The 11,324-nt window shown below is 67.6% G+C and carries 14 protein-coding genes; 1 reads left to right on the top strand and 13 read right to left on the bottom strand.

Going from position 1 to position 11,324, the window contains the following annotated elements; translation table 11 throughout:
• The 9 genes from VGE49_RS01695 to VGE49_RS01655 all read right to left on the bottom strand — a co-directional run.
• On the bottom strand, window positions 1-855 hold an 855-nt coding region (locus tag VGE49_RS01695), incomplete at its 3' end, for a sigma-54 factor interaction domain-containing protein (RefSeq protein ID WP_331032858.1).
• 44 nt (window positions 856-899) lie between these two features.
• Window positions 900-1,232 carry a flagellar motor switch protein FliN gene (gene fliN, locus VGE49_RS01690; protein WP_331032857.1) on the bottom strand — a complete coding sequence of 111 codons (333 nt, stop codon included), beginning with the start codon at window positions 1,230-1,232 and terminating at the stop codon, window positions 900-902.
• A complete protein-coding gene (locus tag VGE49_RS01685) occupies window positions 1,232-1,888 on the bottom strand; it encodes a FliH/SctL family protein (protein ID WP_331032856.1) in 657 nt (218 codons plus the stop codon). Before VGE49_RS01685 ends, fliN begins: the two co-directional genes overlap by 1 nt.
• Window position 1,889: 1 nt before the next feature.
• Entirely contained in the window at window positions 1,890-2,924 is a 1,035-nt protein-coding gene (fliG, locus tag VGE49_RS01680) for a flagellar motor switch protein FliG (protein ID WP_331032855.1), read from the bottom strand.
• Window positions 2,924-4,567 carry a flagellar basal-body MS-ring/collar protein FliF gene (gene fliF, locus VGE49_RS01675; RefSeq protein ID WP_331032854.1) on the bottom strand — a complete coding sequence of 548 codons (1,644 nt, stop codon included), beginning with the start codon at window positions 4,565-4,567 and terminating at the stop codon, window positions 2,924-2,926. Before fliF ends, fliG begins: the two co-directional genes overlap by 1 nt.
• Before the next feature lie 267 nt (window positions 4,568-4,834).
• On the bottom strand, window positions 4,835-5,932 hold the full coding sequence (locus VGE49_RS01670) for a Glu/Leu/Phe/Val family dehydrogenase (RefSeq protein WP_331032853.1): 1,098 nt from the start codon (window positions 5,930-5,932) through the stop codon (window positions 4,835-4,837).
• A gap of 97 nt (window positions 5,933-6,029) precedes the next feature.
• Window positions 6,030-7,076: a serine aminopeptidase domain-containing protein gene (locus VGE49_RS01665; protein ID WP_331032852.1), complete on the bottom strand. Its 1,047-nt coding sequence runs from the start codon at window positions 7,074-7,076 to the stop codon at window positions 6,030-6,032.
• Window positions 7,073-7,678, bottom strand: a complete 606-nt coding sequence (locus VGE49_RS01660) for a uracil-DNA glycosylase family protein (RefSeq protein ID WP_331032851.1) — start codon at window positions 7,676-7,678, stop codon at window positions 7,073-7,075. Before VGE49_RS01660 ends, VGE49_RS01665 begins: the two co-directional genes overlap by 4 nt.
• On the bottom strand, window positions 7,662-7,982 hold the full coding sequence (locus VGE49_RS01655) for a DUF3253 domain-containing protein (protein WP_331032850.1): 321 nt from the start codon (window positions 7,980-7,982) through the stop codon (window positions 7,662-7,664). The genes VGE49_RS01660 and VGE49_RS01655 overlap by 17 nt, the downstream gene beginning before the upstream one ends.
• A 47-nt stretch (window positions 7,983-8,029) precedes the next feature.
• Between VGE49_RS01655 and VGE49_RS01650 the strand changes: the two genes are divergently transcribed.
• Entirely contained in the window at window positions 8,030-8,467 is a 438-nt protein-coding gene (locus tag VGE49_RS01650; RefSeq protein WP_331032849.1) for a PaaI family thioesterase, read from the top strand.
• A gap of 6 nt (window positions 8,468-8,473) precedes the next feature.
• On the opposite strand, the gene VGE49_RS01645 is transcribed toward VGE49_RS01650, so the two are convergent.
• From VGE49_RS01645 to VGE49_RS01630, 4 genes are all read right to left on the bottom strand, one after another.
• Window positions 8,474-8,749 carry a hypothetical protein gene (locus VGE49_RS01645; RefSeq protein ID WP_331032848.1) on the bottom strand — a complete coding sequence of 92 codons (276 nt, stop codon included), beginning with the start codon at window positions 8,747-8,749 and terminating at the stop codon, window positions 8,474-8,476.
• A 55-nt stretch (window positions 8,750-8,804) separates the two neighbouring features.
• Window positions 8,805-9,422 carry a glutathione S-transferase family protein gene (locus VGE49_RS01640; protein WP_331032847.1) on the bottom strand — a complete coding sequence of 206 codons (618 nt, stop codon included), beginning with the start codon at window positions 9,420-9,422 and terminating at the stop codon, window positions 8,805-8,807.
• 45 nt (window positions 9,423-9,467) lie between these two features.
• Window positions 9,468-10,742, bottom strand: coding sequence for a NupC/NupG family nucleoside CNT transporter (locus VGE49_RS01635; protein ID WP_331032846.1), 1,275 nt, complete (start codon window positions 10,740-10,742; stop codon window positions 9,468-9,470).
• Between the two features lie 140 nt (window positions 10,743-10,882).
• Window positions 10,883-11,324, bottom strand: a 442-nt coding sequence (locus VGE49_RS01630; protein WP_331032845.1) for an aminotransferase class IV, incomplete at its 5' end; no start/stop codon positions are given.

The following is an 11,324-nucleotide window of genomic DNA, read 5'->3' as shown; positions in this document are numbered from 1 at the left end:
GTTCACCACGTTCAGGCGATACAGCAGGTCCTCGCGGAAAGTCCCCTCAGCCACGGCCTTGGCCAGGTCGCGGTTCGAGGTGGCGATGATGCGGATGTTGACCGGCACGGGCTTGGAGCCGCCGACGCGGTCGATGACCCGCTCCTGGATGGCGCGCAGCAGCTTGGCCTGCAGCCGGGCGTCCATCTCGCTGATTTCGTCCAGCAGAAGCGTGCCGCCGTCGGCCTCCTCGAACTTGCCGATGCGGCGAGCCACGGCGCCGGTGAAGGCGCCCTTCTCGTGGCCGAACAGCTCGGATTCCAGCAGGTTGTCGGGAATGGCGGCGCAGTTGACGCTGATGAAGGGCTTGTCGGCGCGCTTCGACCCGGTGTGCAGGTGACGGGCCATCACCTCCTTGCCGACGCCGCTCTCGCCGGTGATCAGGATCGAGGCTTCCGAACGCGCCACCTGGTCGGCCAGGCTGATGACGGCCTTCATCGCGGGGTCGGCCGAGATCATCGGGCGCTCATCATCGGCCACGGCCGAGAGGACAGCGGCGATCAAGTCCGCCTCGGGCGGCAGGGGGATGAACTCCTTGGCCCCGGCGCGGATGGCGTCGGCGGCTTCGCGCGCGTCGGCGTCGACCCCGCAGGCCACGACCGGCACATGGATGCGCTCGGCGTCGTTGGCGGCGATCAGGGCGGCGATGTCGATGCGGTAGTCGACCATCATCAGGTCGGCCCCCTGCCCGCGTCGCAGTTGCTCGGTCGCCTGATCGGCGCGCTCGACGTGCTGCACCTTGGCGCCGTGCGCCATGGCCATCTTCACCGCCGTCGCCAGCTGTCCGCTGAGCCTGCCAACCACCAGAAGCCGCATGGGTCTTCTCCTCTAGAACTCTATTCCGAAAACCGGGCGGCCGATCAGGCGCCCTTGTCCTCGGTCTTGATGATTTCCGTCATGGTCACGCCCAGGCGGTCCTCGACGACGACGACCTCCCCGCGCGCGACCAGGCGGTTGTTGACGAAGATGTCGATGGCCTCGCCGACCTTGCGGTCCAGCTCCAGCACGCTGCCGCGGTTCAGCTTTAGCAGCTGGGCGACCGACATATGGGCCTTGCCCAGGACGGCCGAGATGTTGACCGGCACGTCGAATACGGTGGCCAGGTCGGCGGCGGACTTGTCGCCGCCCTCGTCGGCGATGGCGAGGGCGGTGGAGTCGCCGAACTCTTCCAGGGCGAGATCGTCGGTGGCCATCAGAAGGCGCTCCTGTCGAGGGATTCAGCATGGCCGGCCTCGGCCGCGAGCGCGGCCTCCAGCGCGGCGGAAACGCGGGCGGCGACGCCCTCGGGATCGAACTCGGCGCGACCGTCGGCCCATTCCAGCGTGAAGGCGGCGGCCGGCGCGCCCGCGTCCTCGCGGAAGGCGATCAGGCCGGTGAAGCCGGCGTCGGCGCACAGTGCCTCGATATGGGCGCGCGTCGCCTCGTCCAGCCCGGCGGCGCGGACCAGCAGACGCGGCGAGGCGTCGATCTCCTGGCCCAGTTGCTCGATGGCGACCTCCAGCGGGCGACGCGGGAAGCGGTCGAAGGCGGCCGAGGCCAGGACGCGGGCGGCGGCGAGCGACAGTTGGGCCGACTGGCGGCGGTGCGCCTCGGCGATCGTGCTCAGGGCGCCCGCCGCATGGGCCACCGTCTGGGCCAGGGTCGACAGGGCGTCGGCGCGCAGGGCCTCGACCTCGGCCAGGGCCTGCTGGCGGGCCTCAAGCCGCGCCTGGGCGACCAGGGCCTCGACCTCGGCGGGAGCAAAAGAACGCTTGGTCGGCTGCCAGGCGGACGGGCGCACGACCTCGCCCGAGGCGTCGAACTCGGTGTCGAAGATGAAGGGACGAGCGGTGGAAGGGATGGCGGTCATGTCAGTAAATCAACTCGTCGTCGCCGCTCTGGCCGGCCAGCATGATGTCGCCGCGCGCGGCCAGATCCTTGGCCACCTGGACCATGGTCATCTGGGCGGTGTCGACGTCCTTGAGGCGAACCGGCCCCATCGACTCCATGTCCTCGCGCATGATCTTCGAGGCGCGCTCGGACATGTTGGAGAAGAACATTTCGCGCAAAGCGTCGGAGGCGCCCTTCAGCGCCAGGCCCAGTTGGTCCTTTTCGACCGCGCGCAGCAGGGTCTGCACGCCGCCGGGGTCCAGCTTGGACAGATCCTCGAACACGAACATCAGCGAGCGGATGCGCTCGGCGGAATCGCGGCTGCGTTCCTCCAGGGCGCCGATGAAGCGGGCCTCGGTCTGGCGGTCGAAGCTGTTGAAGATGTCGGCCATCAGCTCATGGCTGTCGCGCTTGGAGGTGCGCGCCAGGTTGGACATGAACTCGGTGCGCAGGGTCTGCTCGATCTTGTCGAGGATGTCGCGCTGCACCGGCTCCATGCGCAGCATGCGCTGGACGCATTCCAGGGCGAAGTCCTCGGGCAGGGCCGTTAGCACGCGCGAGGCGTGGTCCGGCTTGATCTTCGACAGGACCACCGCGACCGTCTGAGGGTATTCGTTCTTCAGATAGTTAGCGAGGACGGCCTCGTTCACATTGCCGAGCTTGTCCCACATGGTCCGCCCGGCGGGGCCGCGGATCTCCTCCATCAGGGCGTCGACGCGGTCGCCCGGCATGAAGGAGGCGAGCAGGCGTTGGGTCTGTTCATAGCTGCCCATCAGGGTGCCGGCGCCGCCAATGCCCGAGACGAACTCGACCAGAACTTCCTCGACCACCGAGGCGGCGACAGTGCCCAGGCCGGCCATGGCCTGGGAGACTTCCTTGATCTCCTCGTCGTCCAGCTGCTGCCACAGGACGGTGTGCTCCTCGCCCAGCGACAGCAGGACGACAGCGGCGCGCTCAGGCCCCGTCAGCTTGCGGATATCGTCGACCGGCCCCTTTTTGCTCACCAGACGGGTCATTAGCTTTCATGCACCCAGGAGCGAAGGATGGCGGTCGATTCCTCGGGGTGGGAGTCCACAAAGTCAGCCACCTTCTTGATCGAGGAGGCCTTCACCTGTCCCTCGATACGGGCGATGTCGAGCCGCTGATCCATCTCGGACGGTCCCGCCAACATCTGCGGCTGGCCCGGCAGGGTTCCGCCGACCAACTGAGCGTCCAGCGCCGTCACCGGCATGCCGTTGGCGCCGACCAGGGCCGGAACGCCCGCCGCGCCGGCGCCTGAGGCGGTCTTCAGCAAGGGCCGAACGACGAAGAAGATCAGCAGCAGGCCAGTCACCAGCAGGACCAGCAACTCGACGCCGCGCATGATGTCGTTCTTGTCGAAGTTGAACATCGACGAGCCTTCGTCCGCACCCGGCGCCGCCGAGGGCTCGCGATTGAAACGGACGTTGATCACCTCGATCTTGTCGCCGCGCGTTTCGTCGATGCCGACGGCCGCCGCGACCAGGCTCTTGATCTGCTGCACTTCTTCGGCGGTGCGAGGGGCGTAGGTCGGCTCGCCCTTGCCGCCGGCGGCGGGTGTGTATTTGCCGTCCACGGCGACCGAGACCGACAGCTTCTTGACCTCGCCCGGCTCCTTGACCGTCGTTGTGGTGGTGTTGGAGATCTCGTAGTTGGTCGTCTCGGTGTTTTCCGAGTTGGTCGAGCCGAGGGGCGTGGTGTTCGGGGCCGCGCCGCCGGGAATGTTGTTGGTGGCGGTGACGCCGCCGTCAGCCTGGCCTGTCGTGTCCTGGGACTGCGAGCCGTTGGTCGAGGTCGAACGGACGACCTGGCCGTCGGGATCGAACTTCTGTTCCTGGGTGGTCGAGCGGCTATGGTCGATGTCAGCCGTAACCTGAACCCGGGCCGCGCCGGCGCCGACGACGCCCTCGACGATGTCCTTGATGCGGGTCTGCAACTGGGCCTCGGTCGTGACCTTGGCGGCCTCGGCGTTGGCCGAGGTGAAGCCGGCGTCCTCCGAGCCGGCCGCCAGGGTTCGGTTGGACTGGTCCGTGACCGTGACCTTGTCCGGCCTCAGGTTCGGCACCGACGAGGCGACGACGTTGCGGATGGCGCGGACCTGATCGGCGCTCAGGTCACGACCGCCCACGCCGACGACCACGGCGGCGGTCGGGTCCGTGGCGGCGGCCTGGAACATCTCGCGGCGCGGCATGGTGATGTGGACGCGGGCCGATGTGATGCCGCGCATCGACATTATGGTGCGCGACAGCTCGCCCTGCAGGGCGCGCTGCTCGTTCAGGTTCTGCTGGAACTCGGTCTGACCCAGGACCGACTGGTTGTCGAAGATCTCGTAGCCGACGCTACCCGAGGTCACGAGCCCCTTGCCCGCCAGCATCAGGCGCGCCGTGCCGACTTCGTCGCGGCTGACGAAGATGGTCGAGCCGTCGCCTTTCGAGCTGTATTTGATGCCCGCCTGGTCCAGGGCGGCGCTGATCTCGGAGGCTTCGCGCAGGTCGAGGTTGGAATAGAGCAGAGCGTCGGGCGCCTGGCCCACGCGCAGCATGACGGCGACCAGCACCGCGGCCACGCCGGCGGCGACGCCGAGCACCGCGGCCAGGCGGCCGATACCGAACTTCTGCAACGCCGCCGTGAAGCCGCCCACGCGTCCCCGCCCATCCACTGGCGGGACGAACTGGCCCCGCTAGGCAGAAAGTGCCGCGTGGATGGTAAACGCGGCGTTAAGAGGCGTTAAAGATTGAGGGAATCTGGTCGTCTCTCCCTCCCCTTCATGGGGAGGGTGGTCGCGAAGCGACCGGGTGGGGAGGGCCGGCAAGACAAAGGGCGGCGCATCGTTCGACACGCCGCCCCCACCCGGCCTCGCCCTGACGGGCTCAGCCACCCTCCCCATGAAGGGGAGGGAGAATTATGCTTACGCCGCCTTCAGCAGCTCGGCCTTCTTGTCCGCCGCCGCCTTGATGCGGGCTTCGGCGATGGCGTCAGCGATCAGGTGGGTCGGCTTGTTCTCGGACACCGAACGCTCGAGGATTTCCTCGAAGGTCTCCATCAGACGCGACAGCTTGCCTTCGACCCACGAGGGGTCATAGGCGCCGCCCGACTGACGAGCGTTCATTTCCGAGGCGACGTTGATGATGCCGCCGCCGTTGACGACGTAGTCGGGGGCGTAGAGCACGCCGCGCTTGAACAGCTCGTCGCCGATGTCGGCCGTGGCCAGCTGGTTGTTGGCGGCGCCGCAGACGGCCTTGACCTTGAGACGGTCCAGGGTCTGCAGGTTCAGCGTCGCGCCGAGGGCGCAGGGCGCATAGATGTCGGCGGCGACGTCATAGATGGCGTCCGGGGCGACGATCTCGGCGCCGGTCTTGGCGGCGACGGCTTCCAGGTTGGCCTGGTTGACGTCGGTGATGATCAGCTTGGCGCCGGCCTTGTGCAGCTTCTCGGCCAGATAGGCGCCGACGTGGCCCACGCCCTGGATGGCGACGGTCAGGCCGGTCATGTCGTCCTGTTTGAACAGGCGACGGGCGACGACCAGGTTCGAGCGGAACACGCCTTCGGCGGTGACGGGGCTCGGGTCGCCCGAGGCTTCCGGACCGTCCTTCAGGCCCAGCACGTATTCAGTGACCTTGCGGGCTTCGGCGATGTCCTCGACCGAGGTGCCGACGTCTTCGGCGGCGTAGTAGTTGCCGCCCAGACCGTTCAGAGCGCGGCCGAAGGCGCGGAACAGCTCCGGCGACTTCTGGGTGCGGCTGTCGCCGATGATGACCGACTTGCCGCCGCCCATCTCCAGGTCCGCGACGGCGTTCTTGTAGCTCATGCCCTTGGACAGGCGCAGCACGTCTTCCAGGGCTTCGGCGGCCGAGGCGTAGTTCCACATGCGGGTGCCGCCGACGGCGGGGCCGCGCGCGGTGGAGTGAACCGCGACGATGGCCTTCAGGCCGGTTTTCTCGTCATGGAAGGCATGGACGCCTTCATGGTTCGCGAAAGAAGGGGAATCAAACAGCGTCTTGCCCATGACAGGCCTTTCCTGGGGTATTTTTTATGCGCGTGGAGATACGCCGCGCCCGCCTATAGGGCAAGCATGACGGTTTCGCGTCAGGAAAAGTCGCGGGTCAGCGCGCTTTCGGGTCAGCCTGCAAAGCCGGCAGCACAGGCCCCGCCCCCGACGGCAGAGGCGCAGCCGCATCGCGCAGCCAGGCCTCCACATCGCGATAGACGACCTCGCCCTGCAGATCGCGGTTCAGGATATGCCAGCCGTTCGGGTAGTAGGCCGTTTGCAGGTTGGGCCGCTCGCCGGCCCGCTCGAGCGCCAGCCGCATCGGGCGCTTGGTAATGATCTGATCATTCCCGCCGTACAGCAGCAAGGTCGGCTTCTCAACCACGCCCAGACGGACCGTCGCCGTCTCCATCAGATCGACCAGTCCATGCATGGAATCGAACCGGGTGGAGAGAATGCTCTGCGGATCGCGACCGTTGCGGATCAGCTCCTGCGTATTGTCCGACGCGCGGATATGGCGGACGGCGAAAGCGGGCGGCTCGACCGTCCTGGCGCCCATAAGCCGGGCGGCCGCCCACAGGCCCGCACGGTTGAACGGGCTCTGGCTGGACCAGCCCCAGACGCCGGGCGCCAGCAGGACCACCCGGTCGGCGTCGGGCGGAGTCTGGCCCCCGAAGGCGGAAATCGTGGACGACCCGCCCATGCTCTCGCCCGCCACCACGATCAGGGCTTTGGGGCGCTCAGCGCGAACGAGCGAGACGATGGTGCGCAGGTCGGCGCTGGTCAGGCTTTCCGGCGCGAACTCGCCGCGATGCGGCGCCAGGCCGAACCCGCGCTGATCGTAGGCCCAGGTCTCGATGCCGCGCGCGGCCCACCACGGCCCGGCCAGGCGGAAGGAGGCGTAGTGGTCGTTGAAACCGTGCAGGGCGATGATGACGGCCCAGGGCTGCCGCCCGTTCTCGGGGCTCCAGCGCAGATAGGGCAGCCGCGCCCCGTCCTGAACGATGAAGGCGCCGCGTCCCTCGGTTCCCGCCTCGATGCGCGGACCGTTGAAGCCGAGCGGCGGCGTCTGCGGGCCTTGCAGATGCGGCGTGGCGCAGGCGGACAGGACGAGGGAAAGCGCCAGAAAGCCCGCCGTCAGTCCGCTCCGCCAGATGCTCACGCCAGAATCTCCACTGTCCTCTGGCGAAGGTAGGGCAGAACCTCGGCCTCGAACCACGGGTTTTTCCGCAGCCAGGCCGTGTTGCGCCATGACGGGTGCGGCATGGGCAGGATGGCGGGGGCGTAGTCGCGCCAGGCGCGGACCGTCTCAGTCATGCTGGCCTTGGCCCGATCGCCCAGGGCCCAGGCCTGGGCGTAGCCGCCGACCAGCAGGGTCAGTTCGACGTTCGGCAGTTCGGCCAGCAGGCGCGGCCGCCATAGTTCGGCGCAGCGACGTGGCGGGGGATAGTCGCCGCCTTTCGGGTCCGTGCCGGGAAAACAGAAGGCCTGGGCCGCGACGCCGAGGCGCGGGTCGCCGTAGAAGGTCGCCTCGTCCACGCCCAGCCAGTCGCGCAGGCGGACGCCGGACGGATCGGTGAAGGGCAGACCGCTTTCATGGACCCGCCGCCCCGGCGCCTGGCCGCAGATCAGCAGACGCGTCTGGGGCGCGACCATGACCACCGGGCGCGGCGTGTGAAGCAACTGCCCCAGGCACGCCCGGCAGGCGCGGATTTCGGCCAGGACTGCGTCCAGGCCGGTGTCCGGTTCAGTCGAAATCATCATCCGAGGCTTCGACCGGCGGCAGGGCCGCCAGGGCCGCGGCCGTCTCGGCCTCTGTCGGCAGGCGCAGGCGGATCACGCCCTTGAAGGCGTTCGGATCGACCGCCTTGCCCTTCTTGGTGATGGTCAGCTTGCCCTGACGCATCAGGCCCAGGGCCGTGGCGCGAACCTTGGGCAGCATGCGCTGCCACTGCTCGGGCTGCAGTTCCTTGGCCACCTCGGCCGGTTCAATGCTCTTGCCGCCGACGTTCTTGGGGTCGGCCTTGGCCAGTTTTTCAAAAATGGCCGCTTCGATTGGATCGCTCATTGCGCCTATATGCTGCAGCGCGAGATCAGAAAGAAGGCGTAATCGGCATGGTCGGCAGGATCACGGTATCGGAAGGCGAGTTCGCGGGGTGGGAAACCTATGAGGTTAGCGGCGCCACCTTCGATTCCACCGTCGGCCCCTTCTATCGCAAGCCGGACCCCGACGGGTCGATGCGCTGCGCCTTCCGCGCCGAACAGAAGCACATGAATTTCGGCGGCCGGATGCACGGCGGCTGCCTGATGACCTTCGCCGACATCGCCATGTTCCAGATCGCCTATCAGGAGATGGAAGGGGCGTCCGGCGTGACCGTGCAACTGGATTCCACCTTCATCGACGGCGCCTACGTGGGCGAACTGATCGAGGCGACGGGCCAGGTGACGAAGGCGGGCAAGAGCCTGATCTTCGTGCGTGGCCAGATCACCACCGGCGAGCGGCTGCTGATGACCTTCTCGGGCGTGATCCGGAAATTCACGCCGCGCGACTGACCCCGCCTACTTGGACGGCGCCGCGTAGACCACCCGGCATTCGCCGTCGACCGTGGTGTAGCGGCCGTTCGCGGCGTCCACGAAGGCGATCCGGCCGCCGTCGTTGTACTCGACCTTGCCGGTCGAGCGGCCCTTGAAGGTCTCGACGCCGTAGGTCCAGCAGGTGATGTCGGCGGGGCGGTCGCTCCATGTGGCGTCATTGCGCGCGCGTCGGCTGTCCGTGCAGGCGGCGGCGGCTGCGACGAGACCCAGGGCGAGAGTGATCGTGAAGGCTCTGTTCATACCGTCCAGCTTGGCACGGCGGACGACGCCCGAAAAGACGCCTTGGACGCCCGCCTCAGACCCCGGCCTTGGCCGCCGGGCGGGCGCGGCAGGCTTCCAGCCAGCGCGCCAGATGGGTCAGATCTTCCGGCGGGCGGTATTTGACCAGGCGGGCGAAATCCAGACCCACGGCGGCGACGATGTCGGCGATGGTGAAGCGGTCGGCGGCGATGAATTCGTGCTCGGCCAGTTGCCGGTCCAGGGTGCGCATGAACTTCTCGGCGCCGAGGCGGCTGTATTCCGCCACCTGGGGCTGGGGCGCTTCGAGCGCGGCAAGCGCGGGGTGGCTGAAGCGCACGTTCAACATCATGGGGTTGGCCAGATACATTTCGCATCGGCGGGTCCACATCTCGATGATCGCCTGCTCTTTCGGGTCGCGCCCGAACAGGTTGGGCTCAGGATGCAGGGCCTCCAGATAGCGGCAGATGGCGATGGACTCGGAGATGCAGGTCCCGTCGTCCAGTTCCAGCACCGGGACGTGCGGCACGCCGAACTTGGCGCGATAGGCCGGGGTGCGGTGCTCCCCCGCCAGCAGGTCGATCTCGACTCCTTCGACGTCAGTCACGCCCTTTTCCGCCATGACCCAGCGGACCCGGCGCGGATTGGGAGCGCGGCGGCTTTCGTACAGCTTCATAGGACAGCCCCTCCGATGGCGGTCAGAACCCTGCGGACTTACAACCTACTGGCCGAACACCGAGGCCGGCATGGCCCCGACAATGCAGGCGGTCATCAGGGTGGCCAGGAAGCCCGCGAACAGCGCCTTCCACACCAGACCCAGGACCTCTTCGCGGCGCTCGGGCATCAGCACCGACAGGCCGGTGACGGTGATGCCCACCGAGCCGATGTTGGCGAAGCCGCACAGGGCGTAAGTCATCAGCATCCGGGTGCGCTCGCTCATCTCACCGTCCGGCACCGCGCCCAGTTTGATGAAGGCGACGAACTCGGTAAGAGTCAGCTTGACGCCCAGCAGCCAGCCGGCCTTCTGCGCGTCGGCCCATTCCACCCCGATCAGCCAGGCGACCGGCGAGAAGACCACGCCCAGAATGCGCTCGACGCTCAAGGCCTCGCCGCCGATCCAGAAGGCGCCCAGCATGACGTTGGCCAGGGCCACCAGGGCCACGAAGACGATCAGCACGGCCGAGATGTTCAGCACCACCATCAGACCGTCCGACGTGCCCTTGACGATGGCGTCGATGGCGCTGTCGTACTTCAGCGCCGAGTTGTAGTCGGCGACCGCCCCGCCCTCGCCCGGCTTCTCGGGAATAATGACGCGGGCCAGCAGGACCCCGGCCGGAGCCGAGACGATGGAGGCGACCAGGACGTGGCCCGCCGCATTGGTCAGGACCGGCGCCAGGATGGTGGCGTAGGCCACCATGGTCGACCCCGCGACGGTGGCCAGACCGACCACCATCATCAGATACAGTTCCGACCGGGTCAGCTTGTCCAGATAGGCGCGGATGACGATGGGGCTCTCGATCATGCCCAGGAAGACGTTGGCCGCCACGGCCAGAGCCGAGGCGCCGCCCAGGCCCATGGTGCGCTGGAACAGGAAGCCGAAGCCCAGGGTGATCCACTTCAGGATCCGCCAGTGCCACAACAGGGCCGACAGGGCCGAGATCACCAGGATCAGCGGCAGCACCTTGAAGGCGAAGGTGAACAGCGCGCCCTCATTAGCCACGGCGTAGGGCTGATCGCCGCCCGCCAGATAGCCGAAGACGAACTTGGTCCCCTCCTCGGTCGCCAGTTCCAGGCCCCTCACCGCGTTGTTGATGCCGTCCAGCACAACCTGCGAACCGGGAATGGCGAAGGTCGCCAGCACCAGGGCCGCCTGCACAGCGACTGCGCCGATGGCCAGCCGCCAGGGGAAGAGCTTGCGGTTCTCGGACATCGCCCAACAGACGGCGATGATGACGACCAGGCCGAACAGGCTCTGGAGGTTCAGAAGACTGAACATGGGAAAGGCGGCTCCGCGACCGGCGCTACGGGAGCCGGTTTCTCATCTGCGCATGAACGACAGCCGCGCGCGGCTGGCAAGAGGCGCAAGAAAAAGGCGGAGGATGAATCCCCCGCCTTCGGTTCGGCGTCAGACGGCGATCAGAGCTGGCCGCGGACCAGCTTGCCGTAGTCGTCCATCAGGGTCAGCGACAACTCGCCCGGCGTGAAGCGGTAGTCGCCGATCTCGCTGACCGGGGTGACTTCGGCGGCCGAGCCGGTGAGGAAGCACTCGGAGAAGGTCGACAGTTCTTCCGGCAGGATGTCGCGGATCACGACCTCGACGCCCTTGGCCTGGGCCATCTCGATCACGGTCTGGCGAGTGATGCCGTCCAGGATGTGATCGACGCGCGGCGTGTGCAGGGCGCCGTTCTGGACAAAGAAGACGTTGGCGCCGGTGGCTTCGGCGACATAGCCGCGCCAGTCCAGCATCATGGCGTCGGCGAAGCCGCGCTTCTCGGCCGCCGTCTTGGACATGGTGCAGATCATGTAGAGGCCGCCGGCCTTGGCCGTCGAGGGGGCGGTGGCCGGGTCGGGGCGGCGC

It is taken from the genome of Brevundimonas sp., assembly GCF_036405315.1.
Lineage (GTDB): Bacteria > Pseudomonadota > Alphaproteobacteria > Caulobacterales > Caulobacteraceae > Brevundimonas.
This window is presented reverse-complemented; position numbering and strand designations above follow the sequence as displayed.

Coding starts and splice junctions, on each gene's coding strand:
- VGE49_RS01645 (WP_331032848.1), bottom strand. CDS start 8,749: ATGAACAGAGCCTTCACGATCACTCTCGCCCTGGGTCTCGTCGCAGCC.
- VGE49_RS01650 (WP_331032849.1), top strand. CDS start 8,030: ATGGTCGGCAGGATCACGGTATCGGAAGGCGAGTTCGCGGGGTGGGAA.
- VGE49_RS01660 (WP_331032851.1), bottom strand. CDS start 7,678: ATGATGATTTCGACTGAACCGGACACCGGCCTGGACGCAGTCCTGGCC.
- fliN (WP_331032857.1), bottom strand. CDS start 1,232: ATGGCCACCGACGATCTCGCCCTGGAAGAGTTCGGCGACTCCACCGCC.
- VGE49_RS01685 (WP_331032856.1), bottom strand. CDS start 1,888: ATGACCGCCATCCCTTCCACCGCTCGTCCCTTCATCTTCGACACCGAG.
- VGE49_RS01670 (WP_331032853.1), bottom strand. CDS start 5,932: ATGGGCAAGACGCTGTTTGATTCCCCTTCTTTCGCGAACCATGAAGGC.
- fliG (WP_331032855.1), bottom strand. CDS start 2,924: ATGACCCGTCTGGTGAGCAAAAAGGGGCCGGTCGACGATATCCGCAAG.
- VGE49_RS01640 (WP_331032847.1), bottom strand. CDS start 9,422: ATGAAGCTGTACGAAAGCCGCCGCGCTCCCAATCCGCGCCGGGTCCGC.
- VGE49_RS01635 (WP_331032846.1), bottom strand. CDS start 10,742: ATGTTCAGTCTTCTGAACCTCCAGAGCCTGTTCGGCCTGGTCGTCATC.
- VGE49_RS01655 (WP_331032850.1), bottom strand. CDS start 7,982: ATGAGCGATCCAATCGAAGCGGCCATTTTTGAAAAACTGGCCAAGGCC.